Source organism: Streptomyces sp. bgisy130 (genome assembly GCF_057708345.1).
Map to the genome: position 1 here is coordinate 19,582 of NZ_JBYISA010000042.1, position 25,665 is coordinate 45,246.

24 protein-coding genes are annotated in these 25,665 nt (G+C 71.3%); 14 read left to right on the forward strand and 10 right to left on the reverse strand.

Annotated elements, in window-relative coordinates; genetic code table 11:
* Positions 1-3 precede the first annotated feature (3 nt).
* From AC3EUV_RS33070 to AC3EUV_RS33080, 3 genes are all read left to right on the forward strand, one after another.
* Positions 4-915, forward strand: a complete 912-nt coding sequence (locus AC3EUV_RS33070) for a sterol desaturase family protein (protein ID WP_432146190.1) — start codon at positions 4-6, stop codon at positions 913-915.
* Positions 912-1,619: a lysoplasmalogenase gene (locus AC3EUV_RS33075; RefSeq protein WP_435604525.1), complete on the forward strand. Its 708-nt coding sequence runs from the start codon at positions 912-914 to the stop codon at positions 1,617-1,619. The genes AC3EUV_RS33070 and AC3EUV_RS33075 overlap by 4 nt, the downstream gene beginning before the upstream one ends.
* 80 nt (positions 1,620-1,699) lie before the next feature.
* Positions 1,700-3,325 (forward strand): TIGR03086 family metal-binding protein, encoded by a 1,626-nt coding sequence (locus tag AC3EUV_RS33080; RefSeq protein WP_435604526.1) that lies wholly within the window; start codon positions 1,700-1,702, stop codon positions 3,323-3,325.
* 96 nt (positions 3,326-3,421) lie between these two features.
* Here the strand turns inward: AC3EUV_RS33080 and AC3EUV_RS33085 are convergent, their stop codons facing one another.
* Both AC3EUV_RS33085 and AC3EUV_RS33090 read right to left on the reverse strand, forming a co-directional pair.
* A complete protein-coding gene (locus AC3EUV_RS33085; RefSeq protein ID WP_435604527.1) occupies positions 3,422-4,936 on the reverse strand; it encodes a S8 family serine peptidase in 1,515 nt (504 codons plus the stop codon).
* A 191-nt stretch (positions 4,937-5,127) separates the two neighbouring features.
* Complete coding sequence (locus AC3EUV_RS33090; protein WP_432146194.1) at positions 5,128-5,325, reverse strand: hypothetical protein; 198 nt, start codon at positions 5,323-5,325, stop codon at positions 5,128-5,130.
* Positions 5,326-5,543: 218 nt separating this feature from the next.
* Here AC3EUV_RS33090 and AC3EUV_RS33095 point away from each other — a divergent pair, with 218 nt between their 5' ends.
* The 3 genes from AC3EUV_RS33095 to moaA all read left to right on the forward strand — a co-directional run bounded on the left by AC3EUV_RS33095 (position 5,544) and on the right by moaA (position 8,718).
* Positions 5,544-5,909, forward strand: a complete 366-nt coding sequence (locus AC3EUV_RS33095) for a DUF485 domain-containing protein (RefSeq protein ID WP_432146195.1) — start codon at positions 5,544-5,546, stop codon at positions 5,907-5,909.
* Positions 5,906-7,543, forward strand: a complete 1,638-nt coding sequence (locus AC3EUV_RS33100) for a solute symporter family protein (RefSeq protein WP_432146196.1) — start codon at positions 5,906-5,908, stop codon at positions 7,541-7,543. The genes AC3EUV_RS33095 and AC3EUV_RS33100 overlap by 4 nt, the downstream gene beginning before the upstream one ends.
* A gap of 185 nt (positions 7,544-7,728) precedes the next feature.
* Complete coding sequence (gene moaA / locus AC3EUV_RS33105; RefSeq protein ID WP_432146197.1) at positions 7,729-8,718, forward strand: GTP 3',8-cyclase MoaA; 990 nt, start codon at positions 7,729-7,731, stop codon at positions 8,716-8,718.
* Positions 8,719-8,730: 12 nt separating this feature from the next.
* Here moaA and AC3EUV_RS33110 read toward each other — a convergent pair whose 3' ends face one another.
* A complete protein-coding gene (locus tag AC3EUV_RS33110) occupies positions 8,731-8,976 on the reverse strand; it encodes a hypothetical protein (RefSeq protein ID WP_432146198.1) in 246 nt (81 codons plus the stop codon).
* A 230-nt stretch (positions 8,977-9,206) separates the two neighbouring features.
* On the reverse strand, positions 9,207-9,581 hold the full coding sequence (locus AC3EUV_RS33115) for a DUF3099 domain-containing protein (RefSeq protein WP_432146199.1): 375 nt from the start codon (positions 9,579-9,581) through the stop codon (positions 9,207-9,209).
* A gap of 222 nt (positions 9,582-9,803) precedes the next feature.
* On the opposite strand from AC3EUV_RS33115, the gene AC3EUV_RS33120 reads away from it, so the two are divergent.
* On the forward strand, positions 9,804-10,082 hold the full coding sequence (locus AC3EUV_RS33120) for a GlsB/YeaQ/YmgE family stress response membrane protein (RefSeq protein ID WP_432146200.1): 279 nt from the start codon (positions 9,804-9,806) through the stop codon (positions 10,080-10,082).
* Positions 10,083-10,192: 110 nt separating this feature from the next.
* On the opposite strand, the gene tyrS is transcribed toward AC3EUV_RS33120, so the two are convergent.
* From tyrS to AC3EUV_RS33135, 3 genes are all read right to left on the reverse strand, one after another.
* On the reverse strand, positions 10,193-11,596 hold the full coding sequence (gene tyrS, locus AC3EUV_RS33125; protein ID WP_432146201.1) for a tyrosine--tRNA ligase: 1,404 nt from the start codon (positions 11,594-11,596) through the stop codon (positions 10,193-10,195).
* A gap of 123 nt (positions 11,597-11,719) precedes the next feature.
* Complete coding sequence (locus tag AC3EUV_RS33130; RefSeq protein WP_432146202.1) at positions 11,720-13,165, reverse strand: metallopeptidase TldD-related protein; 1,446 nt, start codon at positions 13,163-13,165, stop codon at positions 11,720-11,722.
* Between the two features lie 82 nt (positions 13,166-13,247).
* Positions 13,248-14,777 carry a TldD/PmbA family protein gene (locus tag AC3EUV_RS33135; RefSeq protein WP_432146203.1) on the reverse strand — a complete coding sequence of 510 codons (1,530 nt, stop codon included), beginning with the start codon at positions 14,775-14,777 and terminating at the stop codon, positions 13,248-13,250.
* Between the two features lie 286 nt (positions 14,778-15,063).
* Here AC3EUV_RS33135 and fabG point away from each other — a divergent pair, with 286 nt between their 5' ends.
* Together fabG and fabI are read left to right on the forward strand one after the other, a co-directional pair.
* Complete coding sequence (gene fabG, locus AC3EUV_RS33140; RefSeq protein ID WP_398738304.1) at positions 15,064-15,768, forward strand: 3-oxoacyl-[acyl-carrier-protein] reductase; 705 nt, start codon at positions 15,064-15,066, stop codon at positions 15,766-15,768.
* Between the two features lie 5 nt (positions 15,769-15,773).
* Positions 15,774-16,544 (forward strand): enoyl-ACP reductase FabI, encoded by a 771-nt coding sequence (gene fabI / locus AC3EUV_RS33145; RefSeq protein WP_006606409.1) that lies wholly within the window; start codon positions 15,774-15,776, stop codon positions 16,542-16,544.
* Between the two features lie 273 nt (positions 16,545-16,817).
* Here fabI and AC3EUV_RS33150 read toward each other — a convergent pair whose 3' ends face one another.
* The gene (locus tag AC3EUV_RS33150; RefSeq protein WP_432146204.1) at positions 16,818-17,498 is read right to left on the reverse strand and encodes a FadR/GntR family transcriptional regulator; all 681 of its coding nucleotides are present in this window, start codon (positions 17,496-17,498) and stop codon (positions 16,818-16,820) included.
* 152 nt (positions 17,499-17,650) lie between these two features.
* On the opposite strand from AC3EUV_RS33150, the gene AC3EUV_RS33155 reads away from it, so the two are divergent.
* The 4 genes from AC3EUV_RS33155 (at position 17,651) to AC3EUV_RS33170 (ending at position 20,170) form a co-directional block, all read left to right on the forward strand.
* Positions 17,651-18,970 (forward strand): CynX/NimT family MFS transporter, encoded by a 1,320-nt coding sequence (locus AC3EUV_RS33155; RefSeq protein WP_435604528.1) that lies wholly within the window; start codon positions 17,651-17,653, stop codon positions 18,968-18,970.
* 16 nt (positions 18,971-18,986) lie between these two features.
* Positions 18,987-19,103, forward strand: a complete 117-nt coding sequence (locus AC3EUV_RS33160; protein ID WP_251085181.1) for an SGM_5486 family transporter-associated protein — start codon at positions 18,987-18,989, stop codon at positions 19,101-19,103.
* A gap of 228 nt (positions 19,104-19,331) precedes the next feature.
* Positions 19,332-19,544, forward strand: a complete 213-nt coding sequence (locus AC3EUV_RS33165) for a hypothetical protein (RefSeq protein ID WP_432146206.1) — start codon at positions 19,332-19,334, stop codon at positions 19,542-19,544.
* Positions 19,545-19,651: 107 nt separating this feature from the next.
* Positions 19,652-20,170 (forward strand): SixA phosphatase family protein, encoded by a 519-nt coding sequence (locus tag AC3EUV_RS33170; protein WP_435604529.1) that lies wholly within the window; start codon positions 19,652-19,654, stop codon positions 20,168-20,170.
* Between the two features lie 220 nt (positions 20,171-20,390).
* Here AC3EUV_RS33170 and serB read toward each other — a convergent pair whose 3' ends face one another.
* Entirely contained in the window at positions 20,391-21,638 is a 1,248-nt protein-coding gene (gene serB, locus AC3EUV_RS33175) for a phosphoserine phosphatase SerB (RefSeq protein WP_432146208.1), read from the reverse strand.
* A gap of 548 nt (positions 21,639-22,186) precedes the next feature.
* Between serB and AC3EUV_RS33180 the strand changes: the two genes are divergently transcribed.
* A complete protein-coding gene (locus AC3EUV_RS33180; RefSeq protein WP_435604530.1) occupies positions 22,187-24,757 on the forward strand; it encodes an ABC transporter ATP-binding protein/permease in 2,571 nt (856 codons plus the stop codon).
* Between the two features lie 96 nt (positions 24,758-24,853).
* Here AC3EUV_RS33180 and AC3EUV_RS33185 read toward each other — a convergent pair whose 3' ends face one another.
* Positions 24,854-25,636 carry a transglycosylase SLT domain-containing protein gene (locus AC3EUV_RS33185; protein ID WP_432146210.1) on the reverse strand — a complete coding sequence of 261 codons (783 nt, stop codon included), beginning with the start codon at positions 25,634-25,636 and terminating at the stop codon, positions 24,854-24,856.
* Positions 25,637-25,665: the final 29 nt, after the last annotated feature.

Sequence of the window (25,665 nt, forward strand, 5' to 3'; positions counted from 1 at the left end):
GACATGCCGCACCTGCCCGATGTCCTGTTGTGGTCCGTTCCGGCCTTCGTCCTGCTCACCGTGGTGGAGATGGTGAGCTACCGCCTGCATCCCGACGAGGACGCGGAGGGCTACGAGGCGAAGGACGCCGCCACCAGCGTCGGCATGGGGCTCGGGAGCCTCGTGTTCGACGCGCTGTGGAAGATACCGATCGTGGCGATCTACGCCGCGATCTACGAACTCACCCCGCTGCGGGTGCCCGTGGTGTGGTGGACGCTGCTCCTGATGCTGCTCGCCCAGGACTTCTTCTACTACTGGTCGCACCGCGGCCACCACGTCATCCGCGTCCTGTGGGCCTGCCACGTGGTGCACCACTCCAGCAAGAAGTTCAACCTCACCACCGCGCTGCGGCAGCCCTGGACGACCTGGACCGTCTGGCCGTTCTACGTCCCGATGGTCGCCCTCGGCGTCCACCCGGCCGTGATCGCCTTCACCTCCGGGGCCAACCTCGTCTACCAGTTCTGGGTGCACACCGAGCGGATCGACAAGCTGCCCCGGCCCTTCGAGTTCGTGCTCAACACCCCATCCCACCACCGCGTCCACCACGCCTCACAGGGCGGCTACCTGGACCGCAACTTCGGCGGGATCCTGATCATCTGGGACCGGATGTTCGGCTCGTTCGTCGCGGAGACCGAGCGGCCGGTCTACGGGCTCACCAAGAACATCGAGACCTTCAACCCGCTGCGGGTGGCCACCCATGAGTACGCCGCCATCGCGCGGGACATACGGGCCGCGGACAGCTGGCGCGAGCGCGCCGGCCGGGTGTTCCGCGGGCCGGGCTGGCAGCCGGCCGAGCGGGCCCTCGCGGCGAAGGCCCCGAAGGACGGCCCGTCCGGGAACGTGGCGCCCGCCTCCATCGAGGAGCCGGCCGCGTGACGGCACGGTGGCCGCGGGCCGTATCACCGCTGCTGTGGGCGTTCGTCCTGCTGAGTGTCGTGCACCTCGGGGCACTGCTGGCGGGAGTCCTGCCCGTCGTGCAGCTCACCAAGCCCGTGCTGATGCCGGTGCTCGCCGGCTATGCGCTGGCGCGCGGCGGCCCCCCGCTGCTCGCCGGTGCGCTCCTCTTCGGCTGCGGCGGCGACACCTTCCTCCAGATCGGCGGGGATATCGCCTTCCTGGTGGGGATGGGCTCGTTCGCCGCAGGACACCTCTGCTATCTGCTGCTTTTCGCCCGTTACGGGGCGGCTCCGGCGGGCGGCCGACGGGGACCGACCGTGGCGGCCGGTGTCGTGTACGCCGTGCTGCTGACCGGCACGGTCGTCCTCCTGTGGCCGGACCTCCCGGCGGAGCTGCGGATTCCGGTCGCCGGGTACAGCCTGCTGCTCACCGCGATGGCGTTCGGCGCGCTCCGGGCGGGCCCGTGGGCCGCGGCCGGCGGGCTGCTGTTCCTGCTCTCCGACACCCTGATCGCCGGCGGGATCGCGCACTGGCCGCAGCTCCCGGCCCCGCAGTTCTGGATCATGTGCACCTATGCCGCGGCCCAGTGGGCGCTGGCCGAAGGGGTGCTGCGGTCCGCCACCACGGCTCCGCGGCCCACGCCACGGCAGGCACGGAAGCTGCGGGCGGCGGGCGCACCGTAAAGCGCCGAGGGCGGGCCGGTGCGCCGCCGGCCCGCCCCCGACTTGAGTCTCCCTCCGGGGGAGACCCGACAGTGGACGGCATGAACGAGGACGGCACGGGTCTGCTCACCATCGGCGAACTGGCCGGGCTGACCGGTGTCCCGGTCAAGACCATCCGCAGTTGGTCGGACCAGGACCTGCTGCCGCCCGCCGCCCGCACCCCCGCGGGCTACCGGCTCTACGGCCCGGACGCCCCGGCCCGCCTGGAGATCGTGCGCAGCCTGCGCGCACTGGGCATCGGGCTGGCGGACATCCGGTCCGTACTGCACCGCGAGCGGACGGTCGCCGAGACGGCGGCGCAGTGGGCGGACGCGCTGGACGCGCAGATCCGCACCCTGCGGCTCCAGTCCGCGGTGCTGCGCTCGGTGGCCACGCGGGGCAGCGCAGCAGAGGAGCTGCCGTACATGACCGAACTGGCCCGTCTGTCGGCCCGGGAACGCCGCCTGATCATCACGGACTTCGTCGAGGACGCCCTCGACGGGGTGGACGCCCCCGCCTACCGCAGCGGTCTGCTGGCCGCCACCCCCGATCTGCCCGACGACCCCACCCCCGAGCAGATCGGCGCCTGGCTCGAACTGGCCGCCCTGGTCCGCGAGCCGGAACTACGGGCGGCACTGCGCCGGCTGGCCGAGTACAGCGCGCGCACGGCGGAGGCGGCGGGAGAGCCGGGCGCTCCGGGGGAGTCGCAGGCGGGTGAGCCGGACGCCCCGAGCGAGCCGCCCGCCCCGGGGGCTCCGGATGAGCAAGCAGCCATACGGGTCGCCGAGTTGATGCGGGTACGCGGTGAGGCGGCCGTCGCGGCCGGTATCGCGCCGGACTCCCCGGCCGCCGAGCCCGTCATCGCCGAACTGGTCGCCGCCTGGCTCCCCACCCAGACCGGCACCGCCGACCCGCCCACCGAGGACGGCCCGGCGGCCCGCGCCCGGCTGCTGGAGCAGCTGGAGACCGCCGCCGAGCCGGTGGTCGAGCGCTACTGGCAGCTGCTGTGCACGGTCACCGGCCGCCCCGCCCCGCCCCGCTGGGACACCGCCGGTGCCTGGACCACGGCCGCTCTGCGCGCCCACCCCGGCCCGTACGAGCTGGACCGCTCCGCGTTCGACGGCACCGAACCGGACCGGGTGCTGCGCGCCTACGCACAGGTGACCCGGGACGTCGCCTCGCTGGTCGCCGCCGTACGGCCCGAGGACCTCGCGCTGCCGACACCGTGCGCCGGCTGGACCGTACGGGAGCTGCTCGACCACATGGTGTGGGAGAACCTGATGGCCACCTCGATCGCCGAGGTCACCCCGCGCGCCGACCACACCGCCGACCACCTCGGCGACGACCACCGCACCGCCTTCGCGGACTCGGTGCACGCCGCCCGCGCCGCCTTCACCGGCAGCGGGATGCTGCACCGCACCTACGGCCCCTATGAGGCGCCCGGCGCGATGATCGTCCAACAGGTCGTGGTCGAACTCCTCGCGCACGGCTGGGACTTGGCACGGGCGCTCGGCGCGCCGACCGGGCTGGCGCCAGAGGCCGCCGAGGAGACCCTGGCCGCGGCACGCCGGATCTATGGCGCGGCGCCGCGTACCGAGGGCAGCTCGTTCGCCCCGGAGCGCCCCGCTCCGCCCGGCGCGGGCGCCACGGACCGGCTGGCGGCCTTCCTCGGCCGCGACCCGGCCTGACCGGCCACGGGCCCGCTCCCCTCCCGGGAGGCAGGAAAGAGGGCCGGGTGGTGATCACCCGGCCCTCTTCCGCAACGGCCGTCACCGGCCCGGGAGTTACTTCTTCACCGCGTCCAGCGCATCGACGATGCCGTAGCCGTAGTGGCTGTTGACATGCTTGGTGCCGGTGCAGGTCGTCTCACCCGTGGGGCAGCCGGGGTTGTCCGCCTGCTCCTTGAGGAGCCACTGGATCTCCTGCGGGCTGGACTTCGGGTGGGCGCTCTTGAGCAGCGCCGCGACACCCGCGACATGCGGGCTGGCCATGGAGGTGCCGGCCAGGTAGGCCCAGTCGCCGCCCGGCATGGTGGAGAGGATGTTGCCGTTCTTGGCGGGCAGCTCGGGCACCTGCCTCGTGTCACCGCCCGGCGCGGCCACATCGATCTGGTTGAGGCCGTAGTTCGAGTAGTACGACTTGAGCTTCTGCACGCCGCTCGCCGCGACCGTCACCGTGCCCGGCAGCTGGGTGGGCACGTCCCAGCAGGTCTTCGGGGTGACCTTGCGCTCGACGGGGGTGGTGTCGTTCGGGCTGGAGGTGTCGGTGAGCTGGGCGGCGCCCAGGTCCATGGCGGAGTTGCCCGCCGCCGCGACATTGATCGCGCCCTTGCGCTGCGCGTAGCTCGCCGCACGGCCGACCGCGTCGATGATGGCGGCCTGGTCGGCGTCGTCCTTGCAGTTGAACATCCACGGGTCGACGTAGTAGCTGTTGTTGGTGACCTCGACGCCGTGGTCGGCCGCGAAGACGAAGGCGCAGACCACGCTCTCGGCGTAGAAGAGGCTCGTCTCCGGCTCGCTGACCTTGAGGGCGGAGATCTTCACGCCCGGGGCGACGCCCGACACGCCGACGCCGTTACGGGCCGCGGCGATCGTGCCGGCGACATGGGTGCCGTGGTAGTCCTCGTCCGGGTTCCAGGGGCGCCAGGCACCCTTGGAGGTATCGGCCACGCCGCCCACGCAGTTGGCGGACTGCTTCGCGGAGAAGTTGGGCTTCAGGTCGGGGTGGGTGTCGTCCACGCCGGTGTCGATGACCGCGACGGTGACGTTCTTGCTGCCCGGGTTCACCTTCGCGGCCTTGTCGGCCTTGATGGCGGGCAGGTCCCACTGAAGCGGTTCCAGCGGCTCCTCGCCATTGGCCTTCGCTGCCTGGCCGGCCGCCTTGAGCTGGGACTTCGGCAGGTCGAGCTTCTGCGGCTTGCCGACGTCGGTGGTGCCCTGCGCCTTGAGCGGCGCGGTACGGGTCGCGCCCGCCGACTGCACGCCCGGCACCGTCCGCACGGTGGCGGCGAACTGCGGGTCGGCCGAGTGGACGACGATCACGCCTATCTGCTCATGGGCGACGACCACCTTCCCGCCGGCCTGGGCTATCGCCTTCTTGACCTTGCCGACCGTGGTGTGGCCGGGCGTGGTGTTCACGACGTACGAGAGCAGCGGGCCGTCGGCCGAGGCCGCTGCGGCCGGGGCGGAGTCCTGGGGTGCGGCGGTGGCCGCGTTCGGCAGGAATCCGAGCGACGCCGTCAGCGCCAGTCCGAGCGGTACGGCCAGCGCCCGCATGCGTCTTGAGCGGGGATGTGCCATGGATACTCCACATCATCCGTGAGACCGCCCGGGCGCGGATTTGCGCACGGGCGGGTGCAATGAGCGTGAAGCTATCGGCGATCACTCGCGGGCAGCAATGGAAACGCAAAAAATCGGGGCGAAAAACCTGGCGCGGGGGTCAAGTTGACGAAGGGTCAGCCGATCTTGGCCTGATCCGGACGGCGACCCGCTCAGCCGGGGCGCCGCAGCGTCGTGATGCTCAGCGGGGGCAGCGCGATCCGCGGGCCGTACCAGCGGCGGGCGGCCGCGGCGGTCCCCGGCCGGGGCTCCGACGGGGGGACGGTGAGCGGCGCCGGCAGCCGGACACTGCCGTACGGGCGCCGACGGGGAGCGGGTGGCTGCGGGGCCTGTTGGGGCGGCGGATTCACACCGGGCTCAACGAAGCGCCCCGCGCGCGGTGGCGGCCGGCGCGGGCATTCCCCGGCTTCTTCTGGGATTCAACCAACGACCCCCCTGTCGGATCGTGTGCCACGCCTCTACGATGCGTGATCCAGTTCACTTATATGAGCCTTATGACCGGCGGGGTGCTCCCGCGCAGATCCCGGACCGGTCCCTGGGAACCCGCCCCCTCGCGTCAGGAGATCCCGTGAGCGCCGCACCGACCCTCGACCCGGGGACGCATGAGCCGCCCGACTACCTCCAGGTGCAGTCGAGCGCGGAATTCGATGAACTCCGCCACGCACACCGCTCGTTCGCCTTCCCGCTCACCGTCGCCTTCGTGCTCTGGTACCTCGGATATGTGCTGCTGTCGAGCTACGCCGGCGGCTTCATGGCCACCAAGGTCGCCGGCCACCTCAACGTCGCCTTCGTCCTCGGCATCGCCCAGTTCGTGACGACCTTCCTCATCGCCTGGTGGTACTCCCGGCACGCCGCCGCCAAGCTCGACCCGAAGGCCGAGGCCATCAAGTCCCGCCTGGAGGGCGTCACCCTCCACAAGGAGGGCGACGCATGAACCTCACCCAGCAGCCGTTCGCGCAGCAACTCGCGGCCGGCGGCGCGGGTGAGCACCGCGCCCTGATCATCACCCTCTTCGCGGTCTTCGTCGCCGCCACCCTCGGCATCACGGTCTGGGCGGGACGGCAGACCAAGGGCGCGGAGGACTTCTACGCCGGCGGCCGGCAGTTCAGCGGGTTCCAGAACGGACTGGCCATCTCCGGCGACTACATGTCCGCCGCGTCCTTCCTCGGCATCGCCGGCGCCATCGCCCTCTTCGGCTACGACGGCTTCCTCTACTCCATCGGCTTCCTCGTCGCCTGGCTCGTCGCCCTGCTCCTGGTCGCCGAACCACTGCGCAACTCCGGCCGGTTCACCATGGGCGACGTCCTCGCCTACCGGATGCGCCAGCGCCCGGTCCGTACCGCCGCCGGCACCTCCACCATCATCGTCTCGATCTTCTATCTGCTCGCCCAGATGGCCGGCGCGGGCGCCCTGGTCACCCTGCTCCTGGGCATCACCAGCGAGGCGGGCAAGATCCTCGTCGTCGTCCTCGTCGGCATCGTGATGATCCTCTACGTCACCATCGGCGGCATGAAGGGCACCACCTGGGTCCAGATGGTCAAGGCCGTGCTGCTGATCGCCGGCACCCTGCTGATCACCTTCCTGGTGGCGCTCAAGTTCCACTTCAACCTCTCCGACCTGCTCGGCGCCGCCGCCGAGAACAGCGGCAAGGGCGCCGCCTTCCTGGAGCCCGGCCTCAAGTACGGCGCCACCGCCACCTCGAAGATCGACTTCATCTCGCTGGGCCTCGCCCTCGTCCTGGGCACCGCGGGCCTGCCGCACATCCTCATCCGCTTCTACACGGTCCCCAGCGCCAAGGCCGCCCGTAAGTCCGTGAACTGGGCGATCGGCATCATCGGCGTCTTCTACCTGATGACCATCGCGCTGGGCTTCGGCGCCGCGGCCTTGATCAAGCCCGGGACGATCACCGCCTCCAACAAGGCGGGCAACACCGCGGCCCCGCTCCTCGCCGAGGCGATCGGCGGCGGCCCCGGCTCCACCGGCGGCGCCATCCTGCTCGCCGTCATCTCGGCCGTCGCCTTCGCCACCATCCTCGCGGTGGTCGCCGGCCTCACCCTCGCCTCGTCCTCGTCCTTCGCGCACGACCTGTACGTCAACGTCCTCCGCAAGGGCAAGGCCACCGAGAAGGAGGAGGTCGGCGCGGCGCGCTGGGCGACCGTCGGCATCGGCGCGGTCGCCATCGTGCTGGGGGTCTTCGCCCGCGGGCTGAACGTCGCCGGCCTGGTGGCGCTCGCCTTCGCGGTCGCCGCCTCCGCCAACCTCCCGACGCTCCTCTACAGCCTGTTCTGGAAGCGCTTCACCACCCAGGGCGCGCTGTGGTCCATCTACGGGGGCCTCGCCTCCTCCGTCTTCCTGGTGCTCTTCTCCCCGGTCGTCTCCGGCAAGGAGACCTCGATGTTCCCCGGCGCGGACTTCGGCTTCTTCCCGCTGGAGAACCCGGGGCTGATCTCCATCCCGCTGGGCTTCCTGCTCGGCTGGCTGGGATCGCTGCTGTCGAAGGAGGAGCCGGACGCCCGGAAGTACGCCGAGCTGGAGGTCCGCTCGCTGACCGGGACCGGCGCGCACTGACGCGGCCCGGCTGAGGCATCCACACAGGTCCGGGCAGGGGTGGTGTCGTAGAGATCTACGACACCACCCCCACCCACCTCGTGCTTCTCATCTCTGCTCGCTGTCACACCCATCGCGTAGGCTCGAAGACGTACTGATCCACCGAAGGACAGGTACCGAGCCATCACTCTTGGGGAGGGGGCCCAGTGCTCATCGACACGTACGGCCGCGTGGCCACCGACCTGCGCGTTTCGCTCACCGACCGGTGCAATCTGCGGTGCACTTACTGCATGCCGGAGGAGGGCCTCCAGTGGCTGGCCAAGCCCGATCTGCTCACCGACGACGAGATCGTCCGGCTGATCACCATCGCGGTGCGCGACCTGGGCATCGACGAGGTCCGCTTCACCGGCGGTGAGCCGCTGCTCCGCCCCGGTCTGACCGGCATCGTCGAGCGCGTCGCCGCCCTCGAACCGCGCCCCCAGATGTCGCTGACCACCAACGGCATCGGCCTCCAGCGCACCGCCGCCGCCCTCCGCGACGCCGGCCTGGACCGCGTCAATGTCTCCCTCGACACCCTCCGGCCGGAGGTCTTCCAGGCCATGACCCGCCGCAAGCGGCACGAGGACGTCCTCCGCGGCCTGGAGGCGGCCCGCGACGCCGGTCTCACACCGGTCAAGGTCAACACCGTCCTGATGCCGGGCCTCAATGACGACGAGGCCCCCGACCTGCTGGCCTGGGCGATCGCCCACGACTACGAGCTCCGCTTCATCGAGCAGATGCCGCTGGATGCCCAGCACGGCTGGAAGCGCGACGGCATGATCACCGCGGGCGACATCCTCGCCTCGCTGCGTACCCGCTTCACGCTCACCCCCGAGGGCCAGGAGGAGCGCGGCGCCGCGCCCGCCGAGCGCTGGATCGTCGACGGCGGCCCGCACCGCGTCGGAGTGATCGCGTCGGTCACCCGCCCGTTCTGCCGGGCCTGCGACCGCACCCGCCTGACCGCCGACGGCCAGGTCCGTACGTGCCTGTTCGCCACCGAGGAGACGGACCTGCGCACCGCCCTGCGCTCCGAAGCCCCCGATGACGAGATCGCCCGGATATGGAAGACCGCGATGTGGGGAAAGAAGGCGGGCTCCGGTCTCGACGACCCGTCGTTCCTCCAGCCGGAGCGCCCGATGTCCGCGATCGGCGGCTGAGCCGGCCCGGCCTCAGTGACCGGCGGCCGAGGCCTCCCACTCCGCGAGCGTCACGACATCCTTCAGAAAGCCGCGCACCCCGAGGAACTGCGACAGATGCTCCCGGTGCTCCTCGCACGCCAGCCAGGTCTTGCGCCGGTCCGGAGTGTGCAGCTTCGGGTTGTTCCAGGCGAGCACCCATACGGCCGCGGCGCGGCAGCCCTTCGCGGAGCAGATGACGGCGCTGTCGGCGGAGTCCTGGGGATTCGGGGAGTTCACGGCCTCAACCCTACGTCCTGGCCCCCCGGCCCCGGCCCGGCGCTCCCGCCCGCAGGCCCTGCGGACATGACGACGCCGGGCAGCCACGGGGGGAGCCGCCCGGCGTCGGTCTGTCGCTCCGACGGGGGATGCGGAGCGCGTACGCAGTATGTCACGGGGGATGGTGCGGAGTGCACCGGAACTCCATGATTGATCTGAGCTTTTCTTGAGCTTTGCAGACCGCGAGATGATCAGCTGGGGTCGTGTTGCGGCCCGGAAGCGCCCGCCGCCGGACGCTCCGGAACGGACTCCGCGGGGGTGTCGGAGGCGCCCGGCTTCAGCATCGGCCTGGTCGGGCCCGCGACGAACGTCTTCGGGAGCGAAGGGGCGTTCTCCCGGCCCGCGTTGGCGATGACGACCGCGATATAGGGGAGCGTCAGGCCCAGTACCAATGTCGCGATGGCCACCGGCCGCTCGATGTTCCACAGCACGACGGTCAGCACCACGGCCACCGTCCGCACCGCCATCGAGATCACATACCGGCGCTGCCGCCCGCGGACGTCCTCGGACAACCCCTGCCGGGCCCCCGTGATCCGGAAGGTCTGGCTGCTGCTCTGCTTCCGCATCACGCTCCACCACCTGGTCAGTCATGCCGGATTCTCCCCGGTATCCGGTCGCTTTCCACGGTACGCCGCGACTGCGCCGCCTTCGAGACCGGGTCGTGCCACGCTGCGCCCGGGTCGGCCGGGCCACCGTGCGTACCACCGGCTCCGGCGTGCGCCGTAGTCGATGCGGGGCGACACTGACGGAGCGACCGTCATCTGCACCGCGCCGCAGGAGGAGTCGACATGACGTGGTTGTGGGCCATCATCGTGGGCCTGGTGCTGGGCCTGATCGCGAAGGCCATCATCCCGGGCAAGCAGCAGATCCCGCTCTGGCTGACCGTGATCTTCGGCATGCTGGGCAGCGTGCTCGGCAACTGGCTGGCCACGGGCATCGGGGTCGCCGACACCAAGGGCATCGACTGGATCCGGCATCTGCTGCAACTGGTCGGCGCGGTCTTCATCGTCGCCGTCGGCGACCGCCTCTGGGTCTCCATGCGGAGCCGCAAGAAACACGTGACCTAGGGCGTGTCGAGGATCGGTACGGGCTGATCCGAACGGCACCGACCAGCCGACTCACGCCACGGGCGGCCGGCGCGCACTCCGCGCACCGGCCGCCCGTGGTGTCCGCCGTCTCAGCGCCCTTCGAGCTGGGCCAGCTTCCGGCCCGCCTTCAGGTACGCGACACCGGGGGCGTCCGCCAGCTTCTCGGCCAGCACCTCGCCCAGCGGCCGGGCCGCGTCGGCCTCCGCCAGGACCACGGCCTGCTGGCCGCCCTCGCCCTCCACGACCAGCCGCAGCGCGTTCTGCTTGGCCAGCCGCCGCGCCGCTGAGGCGCTCGGGGTGAACTCCAGCACCGTCGTCAGCACCGCCGCCACCGTCTCCGCGCCGTGCGCCGCGACATCCACGGACGGCAGCGACTCCACATCGGAGAACGACTTCTTGGAGAACTGCGCCACGAAACCGGCCCGCGCCGCCATCGCCGCGTCCAGCCCGTACAGCGCGGCCACGACCTCGCCCGCGAGCACCTTCTTGAGGTCCATCGGGTGCATCGAGCGGTCCGCGACCCGGCCCAGGACGAGCGCGATCTCCTCGTCGGTCCACTCCGTCCAGGCCCTCAGGTACGGCTCCATCAGCCGGTCCGGCACCGACATGATCTTGCCGAAGACATCGTCGGCCGGCGCGCTCAGCCCGACGTAATTGCCCTTGGACTTGGACATCTTGGCGCCGGTGCCGTCCGTGCCCTCGATCAGCGGCATGGTCACCACCAGCTGCGGCCGCTGCCCGCGCAGCTCCATCAGCTTGCGGCCCATCTGAAGATTCAGCAGCTGGTCGGAGCCGCCCAGCTCCACATCGCACTCCAGCGCCACCGAGTCCAGGCCCTGCGCGATGGGGTACAGCAGCTCCGTCATGGTCAGACCGGACCCGGCCGCCAGCCGGTTGCGGAAGTCCTCGCGCTGGAGCAGCTGCGAGGCCGGCACCTGCGCGAGCAGCGCGAGCAGCTCCGGGAAGGTGTACGGCGCCAGCCACTCGCTGTTCTGCCGGAAGCTGACCTTCTCGAAGTCGAAGAAGGGACGGACCTGTTCGCGGTACGTGGCGAGGTTCTGCGCGATGTCCGCGTCGGTCAGCGGCGGGCGCTCGGCCGTACGGCCCGACGGGTCGCCGATCTTGGCGGTGAAGTCACCGATGATCAGTGTGACGTCATGGCCCAGCCGCTGGAACCGGCTCAGGATGATCAGCGGCACCGCATGCCCGAGGTGCACATCGGTCGCCGTCGGGTCGATACCCAGCTTGATGTGCAGACCCTGGCCGGCCGCCCGGCGCTCCTCGATCCGCTCGGCCAGCTTCTCCACGCCCGGCAGGACCTCGACCGTACGGGCCGCGATCAGCTCGGCCTGCTCCTTGGCGGGCAGGTCCGTCAGATCCAGATAGCGCCGCGCGCCCGTCTCCTTGAGCAGCTCCTGGACCGTGGCGTCCGAGGAGAGGTCGGAGGAGAGCAGAGTGCTGGCGCGGGCGACGGATTCGCCGAGGCGTGTCATGGCGTTCCTGATCGATCGTGGTTCCCCGAGGGGAGGACAAGCGGACAGTCTATTAGCCCCGTACGACACTCCCGCGCCGTCCGCCCGCCCGGCCCGCCGTGACGGGCCGGGCGCACACCTGCCTCACACCCCGCGGCTGACCGAGCTCATGTTGAAGTCCGGGATCCGCAGCGCCGGCATCGCCGCCCGGGTGAAGTAGTCGCCCCACTCGCGCGGCAGGGTCCGCTCCGTACGGCCCGCCTCCACCGCCCGGGACAGCAGATCCACCGGCGACTCGTTGAACCGGAAGTTGTTGACCTCGCCGACCACCTCGCCGTTCTCCACCAGATAGACCCCGTCCCGGGTCAGCCCGGTCAGCAGCAGCGTCGCCGGATCCACCTCGCGGATGTACCACAGGCAGGTCAGCAGCAGCGCGGGACCGTCATGGCCGGCCGCCGCCACCATCTCGTCCAGCGAGCGCGAACCACCGCCCTCCAGAAGGAGGTTGTCGATGGCCGGGGCCACCGGCAGGCCGGTCAGCCCGGCACTGTGCCGGGTGGTCGGCAGCCGGTGCAGCACCCCCTCGCGGATCCAGTCGGTGGCCGTCAGCGGCAGCCCGTTGTCGAAGACCGAGGCATCGTCGCCGGAGGAGTGCGCCAGGACGAACGGTGCGCACTCCAGACCCGGCGCCCCCGGGTCGCTGCGCAGCGTCAGCGGCAGCTCACTGAGCCGCTCGCCCAGCCGGGTGCCCGCCCCCGGCCGCTCCTCGCCGTCCCCCGGCCGGGAGAAGACCGTACGGCCCTCGGCGGCGTCCCGGGCCCCCGACGACCACATCTGGTAGATCAGCAGGTCGGCGACGGCGGTCGGCGGCAGCAGCGTCTGGTACCGGCCGGCCGGCAGCTCGATGCGCCGCCCGGCCCAGCCCAGCCGCCGGCTCAGCTCGCCGTCCAGCTCCCGCGGGTCGACATCGGTGAAGTCGCGGGTCGCCCGGCCGGCCCAGGCCGAGCGGGGTACGGACTCGCCGGAACCCGCTGACTTGGCGTTCAGCTCCAGCGTCCCGGTGGGCTGGTCGTGCCGCAGCCGCAGCCCGGTCGAGGTGCCCAGATACGACGAGACGACCTCGTGGTGGGCGAAGCCGTACAGCTCCCGGCCACCGGAGCGGGCCTGCCGGAAGGACTCGCCGAGCGCCGGCGCGAACGCCGCGAACACCTCCGAGGAGGTCTCGGCGGGCGCCTCGGTGAAGTCGGCGGACGCCTTCTCGCCACCGACCAGCGGCTGCGCGTCCTCGGCGGGCCCGGCCTCCCGGGCGGCCGCCTCGGCGGCCCGGACCAGCGGCTCCAGGTCGTCCGCGGTCACCGCCGAGCGTGAGACGACACCCGACGCGGCGCCCTGCCCGCCGTCCACGGTCGCCACCACCGTCAGGGTGCGGCCCCGGGTGACGCCATTGGTGGTGAGCGCATTGCCCGCCCACCGCAGATTGGCGCTGGAGTGCTCATCGGCGATGACCACACAGCCGTCGGTCCGGGAGAGCTCCAGCACCCGCTCGACGATCTCGTGCGGCGTATTCGTACGCGACCTGCGCGCGCTCATCGACCGGCCTCCTGCGTCGTGTTGAGACTGTGCTTTCCCGGGGGGCGACCCCCGGACCCCCGGCCGGCTCCGTGGTGGCGGCTCATCGACCGGCCTCCTGCGTCGTGTTGAGGATGTTCACGCCCTGGAAGAGAGCGGAGGGGCAGCCGTGTGAGACGGCGGCGACCTGGCCCGGCTGGGCCTTGCCGCAGTTGAAGGCGCCGCCCAGTACATAGGTCTGCGGGCCGCCGACCGCGGTCATCGATCCCCAGAAGTCGGTGGTGGTCGCCTGATAGGCGACGTCCCGCAGCTGCCCGCACAGACGGCCGTTCCGGATCGCATAGGCCCGTTGCTGGGTGAACTGGAAGTTGTACCGCTGCATGTCGATGGACCACGAGCGGTCGCCGATGACATAGATGCCGCGGTCCACCCCGGCGATCAGCTCCTCCGTGGACGGTCCGTCCGCCGCCGGCCGGAGCGAGACATTCGCCATCCGCTGGACCGGCACATGGCCGGGGGAGTCCGCGTACGCACAGCCGTTGGAGCGCGGGAAGCCCGTCAACGCGGCGATCCTGCGGTCGAGTTGATAGCCGACCAGGGTGCCGTCCTTGACCAGGTCCCAGGACTGGGCGGCCACCCCCTCGTCGTCGTAGCCGATCGTGGCGAGCCCGTGCTCGGCGGTCCGGTCGCCCGTCACATTCATCAGCGCGGAGCCGTACGCCAGCTTCCCGAGCTGGTCGAAGGTCGCGAACGAGGTCCCCGCGTACGCCGCCTCGTAGCCCAGCGCCCGGTCCAGCTCGGTGGCGTGCCCGATCGACTCATGGATCGTCAGCCAGAGGTTGGACGGATCCACCACCAGGTCGTACGCACCGGCCTCGACGGTCGGTGCCTGCATCTTCTCGGCCAGGTGCTCCGGGATACGGGCCAGCTCGCCGTCCCAGTCGTAGTGGCCGCCGGTCAGATACTCCCAGCCGCGCCCGACCGGCGGGGCCAGGGTGCGCATCGAGTCGAAGTCACCGCTCGCCGGGTCCACCGCGACCGCGGTGAGCTGCGGATGCAGCCGTACCCGCTGCTGGGTGGTGCTGGTGCCCGCGGTGTCCGCGTAGAACTTGTTCTCCTGGACGGTCAGCAGCGAGGCATCCGCATGGGCCACGCCCTCGGCGGCCAGCAGCCGCGCGCTCCACTCCGCCAGCAGCCCGGTCTTGTCGGTGTCCGGGACGTCGAAGGGGTTGATCTCGTACGAGGAGACCCAGGTGCGGTCCGGATGCGCGGGCTCCGCCGCCAGCTCGACTCTCTCGTCGGAGCCCGCAGCCCGGATGACCTTCGCCGACAGCTTCGCCATCGCCACCGCCTGCGCGGCCACCCGCGCCGCCGCGTCCATCGTCAGATCCACCCCGGACGCGAACCCCCAGGCGCCGCCGTGCACCACCCGCACCGCGTACCCCAGGTCGGTGGTGTCCGAGGTCCCGGACGTACGGGCGTCCCGCAGCCGCCAGGACGCGCTGCGGATCCGCTCCAGGCGGAAGTCCGCGTGGTCGGCGCCCAGCGCGCGGGCGCGGGCCAGCGCGGCATCGGCCAGCGCGTGCCGTGGCAGCGCCAGGAATGTCTCGTCAACGGCATGGGGTGCAGGCAAGGATTCCTCCCGTGGTCGGCGCCTGCATCATGCCCTGTGGCGGGCCCGTGGCCCAGAGTGCACCGGGGTGCCGCGCCGTGCCGCCGGCCGGGGTGGCGCGGGCGGCGGGGGCCGTGGCGACACGGCCGGCGGGGGCCGTCGCCGTACGGGATTCCGCCGTGGTTCTGTGGAGACCCGACAGGGACCGGCGCACGCGCCTGTCCGTGCTCGATTCCCCGGAAGTGCTCCGTGACCGATAGTTTCGTATCGAAACGCTGGACGGACAGGAAACGGAAAGGGTGATCTCTTGAGCCGCTCGGTTCTGGTCACCGGAGGTAACCGCGGCATCGGCCTCGCCATTGCCCGTGCCTTCGCCGAGGCAGGCGACAAGGTCGCCATCACCTACCGCTCGGGCGAGCCCCCCGCGGGATTTTTGGCCGTGAAGTGCGACATCACGGACAACGAGCAGGTCGAGCAGGCGTACAAGGAGATCGAGGAGAAGCAGGGTCCGGTCGAGGTGCTGGTGGCCAACGCCGGCGTCACCCGTGACCAGCTGCTGATGCGGATGTCCGAGGAGGACTTCACCTCGGTCCTGGAGACCAACCTCACCGGCACGTTCCGGGTGGTCAAGCGCGCCAACCGCGCGATGCTGCGGGCCCGCAAGGGCCGGGTCGTGCTGATCTCGTCCGTGGTGGGCCTGATGGGCGCGCCGGGCCAGGCGAACTACGCCGCCTCCAAGGCCGGCCTGGTGGGCTTCGCCCGCTCGCTCGCCCGGGAGCTGGGCAGCCGCAACATCACCGTCAACGTCGTCGCCCCCGGCTTCGTCGACACCGACATGACCCGGGTGCTCACCGAAGAGCAGCGGGAGGGCATCGTCAAGCAGGTACCGCTCGCGCGGTATGCGCAGCCCGAGGAGATCGCCGCCTCGGTCCGCTTCCTGGCCTCCGACGAGGCCGCGTACATCACCGGAGCCGTCATTCCTGTCGACGGCGGATTGGGCATGGGTCACTGATCAGCATGAGTGGAATCCTCGCAGGCAAGCGCATCCTCGTCACGGGTGTCCTGACCGAGTCGTCGATCGCGTTCCAGGCGGCCAAGGTCGCCCAGAACGAGGGCGCCGAGGTCATCCTCACGGGCTTCGGCCGGCTCTCCCTCGTGGAACGGATCGCCAAGCGGCTGCCCAAGCCCGCCCCGGTCATCGAGCTGGACGTCACCAACCAGGAGCACCTGGACGGCCTGGCCGACAAGATCCGCGAGCACCAGGGTGAGGGCGCCCGCCTCGACGGCATCGTGCACTCCATCGCCTTCGGCCCGCAGGGCGCCTTCAACTTCCTGGAGGCCGAGTGGTCCGACGTGGGCACCGCGGTCCAGGTCTCGGCGTACTCCTACAAGTCGCTGACGATGGCCTGCCTGCCGCTCATGGAGCACGGCGGCGCGGTCGTCGGCCTCACCTTCGACGCGCAGATCGCCTGGCCGAAGTACGACTGGATGGGCGTGGCCAAGGCGGCGCTGGAGAGCACCAACCGCTACCTGGCGCGTGACCTGGGCCCCAAGAACATCCGCTGCAACCTGGTCTCGGCCGGCCCGATCAAGTCGATGGCCGCCAAGTCCATCCCCGGCTTCGAGGAGCTGGCGGACGTGTGGAACCACCGCGCCCCGATCGGCTGGGACCTGGCCGACCCGGAGCCGGCCGGCCGCGGTGTCGTCGGCATGCTCTCCGACTTCTTCCCGCGGACGACGGGCGAGATCGTGCACGTCGACGGCGGCGTGCACATGATGGGCGCCTGACGCCCCACGTTTCCTCCGTACTGCCCGTCCCGGTGCGCTGGGGCGGGCAGTACGTGTGTGCGGCGGGGGGATGCCATCTGCGCCTGCCCGCTGTGGGAGTGCCATCGCCCCTGCCCGCCGGGGGAATACCGCCCCGGTCCGCCCGCTGCGGGAATACGACCCCCGCCCGTCCCGTTGTGGCCCCGCAGGGGGCGCCGGCATCCCCTACGGGAACTGTTCGACCCTCCCCTCAGGGCCCCGGCTGGTACGGCTCAAGGCCCCGGCCGGTACTGCTCAGCGCCCCGGTACCGTCAGCCGGCAGCCGAAGGGGTGCGCGCTGGCCTCGGCGGCGGCCCGGTCGGCGTCGCCCGCGCGGATCGCCTCCACCAGTCGGGCATGGTCCATGTGTGCCTCGGGCCGCAGCTCCTCGCCCACGTCGGCCCGCAGGAAGTCCCGCAGCACGCCCCCGAGGTCGGCGTAGATCTCGGCCAGCACCTCGTTGTGGGAGGCCGACACGATCGCCATGTGCAGATTCGCGTCCGCCTCCACGAAGGCCTCGGCCGCACCGGATTCCCAGGCCCGCTCGCGCCGCTCCAGTAGGGCGTCGATCTGCCGCAGGTCCTGTGCGGTGCGGCGCTCCGCGGCGAGCCGGGCGGCCGATGCCTCCAGGGCGCTGCGCAGTTCGGCGACGTGACCGGGCTCGGCCGCCGCGAACCGGCGGTTCATCACCCCGGCCAGCTCACTGGTGGCCACCACGTAGGTGCCCGAACCCTGGCGGATGTCCAGCAGCCCGTTGTGGGCCAGCGCCCGGACGGCCTCACGGACGGTGTTGCGGGCCACCCCGAGCTGCTCGACGAGTTCCGGTTCGGTCGGGATACGGGATCCCATCGGCCACTCGCCGGACGTGATCTGGGCGCGCAGCTGCGCGATCACCTGGTCCGCCAGCGCGGACCGGCGGGGCGAGGTCAGAGGCATGGCTGCGCTCCGGGGGAAGAGGCGGACGGACGGCGGTGGTGCGGCGCCCGCCGGACCCTGTCGGCTCCCGGCGCCGCCCGGGACAGCAGAGGCTATCGGCATCGGCTGCATCGGTTGGACAGGGATTCATCCCATGATTCTATGATGGGCCTATGGCAGACGACGACCTCGCGACCCTCGGCCCCGCCGCCGGGCCCCGTACGACCTCCACCGACCAGCCGGCTGCCGGACCGGAACACCCGCAGCCGGGCGACGGAGCCGCCCCCGCGAACGGGCCGGCCGGCCGCTGGCTGCCGCGCCTCGTGATCGCCGGTCTCGTCCTCGCCGCGCTCAACCTCCGCCCGGCCATCACCAGCCTCGGCGCCCTCCTGGAGGAGGTCCGGGACGGCCTCGGCATGAGCGGCACCGTCGCCGGGCTGCTGACCTCCGTCCCCGCCCTGTGCTTCGCCGCCTTCGGTATCGCCGCACCCCGGCTGGCCCGGCGCTGGGGGCCCGGCGCGGTCGTCTGCACCGGCATGGTCGCGATCACCGTGGGCGTGGTGGCGCGCCCGTACGCGGGCGGCACCGGCGGGTTCCTCGCCGCCAGCGCGCTCGCCTTGGCCGGAATCGCGGTCAGCAATGTCCTGATGCCGGTCGTCATCAAGAGCTGGTTCCCGAGCCGGGTCGGCCCGATGACCGGGCTCTACTCCATGGCACTGGCCCTGGGTACCTCGCTCGCCGCGGCGCTCACCGTCCCCATGACGGGGGCGCTGGGCGGCAGTTGGCGGACCGGCCTGGCGGTGTGGGGGGCGCTCGCCGCGGTCGCCGTGCTGCCCTGGCTCGTGGTGGTGCGGCAGCGCCGGGCCGCCGCCGGAGCGGCCGGTTCCACCGCGGCGCGGCCCGCGGAAGCCCCGGTGCGGATCACCGCGTCGCCGACCGCCTGGGCGCTGGCCGTCTTCTTCGGTCTCCAGGCCACCGCCGCGTACATCACCATGGGCTGGATGCCGCAGATCTTCCGCGACGCCGGGGTCTCGGCCGGTACCGCGGGGGTGCTGCTCGCCGTCACCATGGCGATGGGCGTGCCGCTCTCCTTCGTCCTGCCACGGCTCGCGGCCCGGATGCGGCACCAGGGCCCGCTCGCGGTGCTGCTCGGCCTCTGCGGCCTGGCCGGCTACGCCGGGCTGTGGCTGGCACCGGCCGCCGGCGCCTGGGCCTGGGCGCTGCTGATGGGCATCTCCAACTGCGCCTTCCCGCTGGCCCTGACGATGATCGGGATGCGCTCGACCAGCTCCGCCGGTGTCGTCAAGCTCTCGGCCTTCGCCCAGAGCGTCGGCTATCTGATCTCCATCCCCGGACCGCTGCTGGTCGGCACGCTCTACCAGCACAGCGGCGGCTGGGGGCTGCCGATCGCCCTGATGGCCGGGCTCATGGTGCCGCAGATCGCGGTGGGCGTGCTGGCCGGCCGGGACCGGCGGATCGAGGACGAGGTGTGAGTGCGACACTGGGGCCATGCCAGTGCTCGAACCGAATCCGCAGGGCGGACAGAAGAAGCTGCTCCTCGTCCTGGGCGCCATGCTCGGCGTGACCGTCGTCGTCGCGATCATCGCGAGCGTGGTCGCGCCCTAGGGCTGGTCATCGCAGTCGCGCCTACCGGGCCGGGGCCAGGATCCCGCGGCCCCGGGGTGGGGAAGGCCCCACCGTCCCCTAGGGGGCAGGCATCAGGGGCAAGTGGGTGGCTTCCCGGGTAGGAACGGCCGCCGGTGATCCGTAGCGTCGAAGTACACCGCAGACAGCGGTGGGCGCGCCGCGGTCCGCGGTTGCGCCGCCCGTCGACGCACCTCGGAGGCGATCCGCATGTCCGCCGTGTTCCGCCGGTCACCCGCGCCAAGCGCGTCCCGCTTGCGGACGCGGCTGCCGTGGTGGGCGCTGGCCCTGCCGGTGGTCTCCTTCATAGCCCTGCTGGCGCTGGTCGTCGGCTCCCCCGAGGCGAGCGCCGCGAGCGGCGGGCAGGGCCTGGCTCCGCTGCTGCGTTTCCTGGTCCAGCTGCTGCACGGTGCCGCGTGGTGATCACGCACAGCGCTGCGTGGTGATCGGCCGTGCCCGCGTCCCACCCTGCGGAACGAGCGCTTCAACACCCCGCGCCCCGCGCCGCCTTTCGTGCGAAGCTGGGACGCATGAGCGCCGATACACCCCGCCGGATTGTCCTCCTCCGACACGCCAAGGCCGAATGGTCGGACAGCAGCGACCATGAGCGTCCGCTCGCCGGCCGCGGCCGCACGGATGCCCCGGTCGCCGGCCGCTGGCTGGCCGGAGCCGGGATCACCCCTGATCTGACCCTGTGCTCGACGTCAGTGCGGACCCGCGAGACATGGAAGCTCGCCGTCCATGAACTCCCGCAGCGCCCCAAGACCGTCTACGAGGAGCGGATCTACGAAGCCTCTCTCGGCGAGCTCATCGCCCTGCTGAACGAGACCTCCGACGAGGTGAACGACCTGCTGCTGGTCGGGCACAACCCCGGTGTGCACGCCCTCGCGGACGCCCTCTCCGGTGAGGCCGATGGCGATCTGCTGCCGCGGATGAACCGCAGCGGCTTCCCGACCGCCTCGGTGGCCGTGCTGACCTTCAACGGCTCCTGGAAGTCCGTCGAGCACGGCGTCGGACGGCTGGTCGCGTACTGGACGCCGCACGACTGAGCCCGGTGCCTCCGCACGCCCGGTGCGCGCGGGGAGCGGAGACGACGAGGGCCCCGGCAGAGGTTTCTGCCGGGGCCCTCGGATGTGCCAAGGACGGGTTCCCGCCGGCCCAAGGACGGGTTCCCGCCGGGCCGTGCCGGGTCTGGTCGTGCCGGGCGCGGTCGTGCCGGATCTGGCCCTGCCGGATGTGGCCGTGCCCGTGCGGGCAGCGGCCCTGCGGTCACCCGACGTGGGTGTCGGCCGCCTCGACCTCGTCGCGGGTGATGCCCAGCAGGTACAGCACGGTGTCCAGGAACGGCACGTTCACCGCGGTGTGCGCCGCCTCCCGCACCACCGGCTTGGCGTTGAAGGCGACACCGAGCCCGGCCGCGTTGAGCATGTCGAGGTCGTTGGCGCCGTCGCCGATCGCCACGGTCTGTGCGAGCGGCACCCCGGCCTGCTGCGCGAAGTCGCGCAGCAGCCGGGCCTTGCCGGCCCGGTCCACGATGGGGCCGGTGACCCGCCCGGTGAGCTTGCCGTCGACGATCTCCAGGGTGTTGGCGGAGGCGAAGTCCAGCCCCAGCTCCTCCTTGAGCGCATCGGTGACCTGGGTGAAACCGCCCGAGACGACGCCGACTTGATAGCCGAGCCGCTTGAGGGTCCGGACCAGGGTGCGGGCCCCGGGGGTGAGCCGCACCTCCTTGCGTACGGCGTCGACCACGGAGGCGTCGAGCCCGCCGAGCAGCTCGACCCGGGCGTGCAGCGACTGCTCGAAGTCCAGCTCTCCGCGCATCGCGGCGGTGGTGACCTCGGCGACCTCGGCCTCACAGCCGGCGTGTGCCGCGAACAGCTCGATGACCTCGTCCTGGATGAGCGTCGAGTCGACGTCCATGACGACCAGCCGCTGTGCCCGGCGCTGGAGCCCGGCCGCCACTACGGCGACATCCACGCCGAGCTGTGCGGCCTCGGGCGCCAGCACACTGCGCAGCGCCTCGGTCGCCGCACCGGAGACCGCGAACTCGACGGCCGTCACCGGATACTTGGCGAGCCGGAAGATGCGGTCGATGTTGCCGCCGGTGGACGTTATGGCGGCGGCGATCGCGGCCGCCGACTCGGCCGTGAGCGGATGCCCCAGCACGGTGACGTGCGAACGTCCGGTGCCGCGCGGACGGTTGTCACCCCGGCCGGAGATGATCTCCGCCTGGAGGTTCAGGGACTCGGCCCAGCTGTGCACGGTGGCCCGCAGGTCGCCCTCGGCGGAGCCGGAGCCGCCCTGAGCGGGGGAGGGGGCGGTGACCAGTGCGCACAGTGTGATGCGTCCCCGGGTCACCACCTGTTCGATGTCCACGACGTCGACGGAGTAGGCAGCCAGGGTGTCGAAGAGGCCTGCGGTGATGCCGGGCCGGTCCTTCCCGAAGATCTTCACGAGGAGGGTCGGTACGTCATCGCCCGGTACGGCGGTGGCAGGCGGGGTCTGCGATGCGCTCATGGTGCCCTTACGGTAGCCGCCGGGCGGGCGGGGCCGTACGGGTGTCCGGGGTTCGGACCGGCGCGGCCCCGTTCCTCGCGCCCGCACCCCGTGGCTCCCGGCCCCGGCCTCCGCCGTCGATCGTTATGGAGTCGTGTCCGGCCCGCCCCGGGCCGTTGGCCAGGGCATCCGCTCGGCATGCCAACGACCGTGCCGGGCCGGAGCGTTCGACAGGCCGAGGGAGCGCGACCGCGGCGGGCCGCGCTGCCGCTCGGGTATTCGTCCGCTTCATCCCATCATGCGGCCTCCGGGGCGGACGTGCATGGCGTACTCGGCGGCCGCCGCCGCTCCCCGCCGCAGCCGGGTCCGTCCGTAACACCCGGTATCCGATGATCTCTGCCCATCCATGGGTTCTTCCCGTGCTCCGGGAGCGTTTGGCGCACCGGCGCGAACTCCTTGCACCCCGGTCCCGTCCCGGTTTCCGGTCGGTGGGCCGAGCCTGAAATAGTTCCTCACGATGTTCGCAACCCTGGACTTCCCATACAGGGCGTCACTCGGGGGACTATGTAATGGGGCGTGGAGTGCCTGAACTCGTACTCGAATTGAACGGAAGGACCTGGACGCTCGACCCGTCCCGGTCCTACAACGTGGGCCGTGATCCGCAGGGCGACATGGTGCTCGACGACGCCAGGGTCTCCTGGCGGCACGCCACCGTGAGATGGGCCGGCCGCAGCTGGATCATCGAAGACCAGGGCAGCACCAACGGCACCTACGCCCAGGGCCAGCGGATCCACCAGATGGAGATCGGCCCCGGCTCGACCGTGCATCTGGGCAATGCCACCGACGGCCCCCGGGTGACCCTGTCGGCCCCGGCCGCCGACGCCTTCAGCGCGCCGCAGCAGCAGGCCGCGCAGGGCTGGCAGGCACCCCCCGCGCACCAGCCGGCCCAGCAGCCGCCCGCGCACCAGCCACCCGCCCAGCAGGGCTGGCAGGCGCCGCCGCAGGCCCAGCAGCCGCCCTACCTCCCGCCCCAGCAGGCGCAGCAGCCTCAGCACGCACAGCAGGCCGTGCCCCCACAGCAGGCTCGCCCGCAGCAGGAGCGCCCCGCGCAGCAGGCGGGCGGACCGGCCCGCGGCGACCGCAGCCCGACCACCTTCCACCGTCTGGACATGGGCCGGGTGATGCGCATCGGCCGTGCGCTGGAGAACGAGCTGGTCGTCTCCGACCTCCAGGTCTCCCGCCACCACGCCGAGTTCCGCGCCACCCCCGACGGCCGCTTCGAGATCCATGACCTCGGCAGCCACAACGGCACCTACGTCAACGGCCAGCCGGTCCCCAAGTCCGGCAAGGCGCCGGTCGGCCCGAACGACATCATCGGCGTCGGTCACTCCACGTTCCGGCTGGTCGGCGACCGCCTGGAGGAGTTCGTCGACACCGGCGAGGTCTCCTTCTCGGCCCGCCATCTGACCGTCACCGTCGACGGCGGCAAGCAGATCCTCAAGGACGTCTCCTTCGGCGTCCCGGAGAAGTCGCTGATCGCGGTCATCGGCCCCTCGGGCTCCGGTAAGTCGACCCTCCTCAAGGCGCTGACCGGCTATCGGCCCGCCAACCAGGGCGATGTCCTCTACGACAACCGGAACCTCTACAAGCAGTTCGCCGAACTGCGTCAGCGCATCGGCCTGGTCCCGCAGGACGACATCCTGCACAAGGAGCTGACCGTCCAAAAGGCGCTGCGCTACGCCGCCAAGCTCCGCTTCCCCGGCGACACCGCGGAGTCCGAGCGCGAGGCCCGGATCGACGAGGTGCTGCGCGAGCTCAAGCTCGACATCCACAAGGACAAGCGGGTCACCTCGCTCTCCGGTGGTCAGCGCAAGCGGGTGTCGGTCGCCCTGGAGCTGCTCACCAAGCCGTCACTGATCTTCCTGGACGAGCCGACCTCCGGACTCGACCCGGGCATGGACCGCGATGTCATGCAGCTGCTGCGCGGCCTCGCGGACGACGGCCGTACGGTCCTGGTCGTCACGCACTCGGTGGCCGAACTCGGGATCTGCGACAAGCTGCTGGTGATGGCCCCGGGCGGCGGCGTGGCCTACTTCGGCCCGCCGGACGAGGCGCTCAACTTCTTCCAGTACGACTCCTGGGCGGATGTCTTCTCGGCGTTCGAGAACTACCGCGACTACGACTGGATGGGGCGCTGGCGCGGCTCCCCGCACTACCAGATGTACGCCGCCGACATCGACGCCGTCGCCCCGCAGTCGGTCAATGTCCAGGTGCCGCCGGCCCGGATACAGAAGTCCCAGAGCTGGGGCTCACAGCTGTGGACGCTGATGCGCCGCTATGTCTCGGTGCTCGCCTCCGACCGCGGTTTCCTCGGGCTGATGCTGATCCTGCCCGCGGTGCTCGGTGTGGTCTCGATGCTGATCCCCAGCGACTACGGCCTCGGCTACGGTCCGCTGAACAGACACCGCACCAACCGCGACGCGAGCACGATCATGCTGATCCTCGCGGTCGGTATGTGCTTCTCGGGCGCCGCCAACTCGGTCCGTGAGCTCATCAAGGAACGCGTCATCTACGAGCGCGAACGGGCCACCGGCCTGTCGCGGTCGGCGTATCTGATGTCCAAGGTGATCGTGCTCGGGGTGGTCACGGCCTTCCAGGGCGTGATCATCGCGGCGATCGGCTTCTCGACCCGGAACATGCCGGACGAGGGTCTCCTGGTGGCGAAGGTCCCGGCGATCGAGATGGCGCTGGCGATCATCGCGCTCGGCTTCACCTCGATGATGTTCGGCCTGATCATCTCCGCGCTGGTCAAGACCGCCGAGAAGACCATGCCGCTGCTGGTCATGTTCGCCATCGTCCAGGTCGTCTTCACCGGCGTGCTCTTCCAGCTGTTCGACACGGTGGGCGTGGCGCAGTTCGCCTGGCTGATGCCGTCGCGCTGGGCCGTCGGCGCGATGGGCGCGACCGCCGATATGAACACCCTGCTGCCGTGGGAGCCGGGCAACCCTGACCCGCTGTGGAAGCACCAGACCGGCGTCTATGTGATGGACATGATCATCCTGATCGCGCTGGGCATCGGCCTCGCCTTCGCCGTCGCGCGGCTGCTGCGCCGCCACGAGCCGGAGGTCATGCGCAAGTAACGCCGCGCACCGCAGGAAACGCCGAGGGGCGGCACCCGTTTCGGGTGCCGCCCCTCGGCGGTGTGCGCGTGTGCGCGGACTGCGTCAAGCGCCGGCTCAGTACGCCGAGTTGACGTTGTCCATCGAGCCGTAGCGGTCGGCCGCGTAGTTGCAGGCGGCGGTGATGTTGGCGACCGGGTCGTACAGGTTCCAGGAGGTGCCCTCGACGTGGTACGCGTTGAAGGTCGGCTGGATCACCTGGAGCAGGCCCTTGGACGGGGTGCCGTTGATGGCGTTGATGTCCCAGTTGTTGATGGCCATCGGGTTACCGCTGGACTCGCGCATGATGTTGCGGTGGATGCCCTCGTAGGAGCCGGGGATGCCCTTCTTGGCCATGATGTCCAGCGACTCGCGGATCCAGCCGTCCAGGTTGTCCGGGTAGACCTTGGCGGCGGGCTTGGCGGCCGGCTTCGGGGCGGCGGCGGGGATCGCGGTGCGCACCTCGGAGCGGTTCGCGGCAGCCTTCGCCGCGCGCGCCTTCTCGGCCTTCGCCGCACGTACCTTCTCGGCCTTCGCCTTCGCCGCGGCGGCGGCCTTGGCCTTGGCGGCCTTCTCGGCGGCGGCCTTCTTCGCGGCGGCCTCGGCCTTGCCCTTGGCGGCGGAGGTGTCGGCCTGGTGGGTGATCGTGGCCTGCTGTGCCTTGGCGGCGGTGTCCACCGCGCTGAAGGCGACCGGCTTCACGTTCTCGACGGCGGTGGCCTGGCTCTTGCCCTCATCGGCGCCGGCACCCGGAACGATGCTGAAGACCAGTGCGGCGGCGCCGGCGGTGGCGACACCGGCGACGGAGAGCTTGTGGGTCCGGGACAGGCGGGGGAGACCAGAAGTGAGGTGCTTAGGCATGGCGGGACAGACCTTCCGAATGGGGGGAG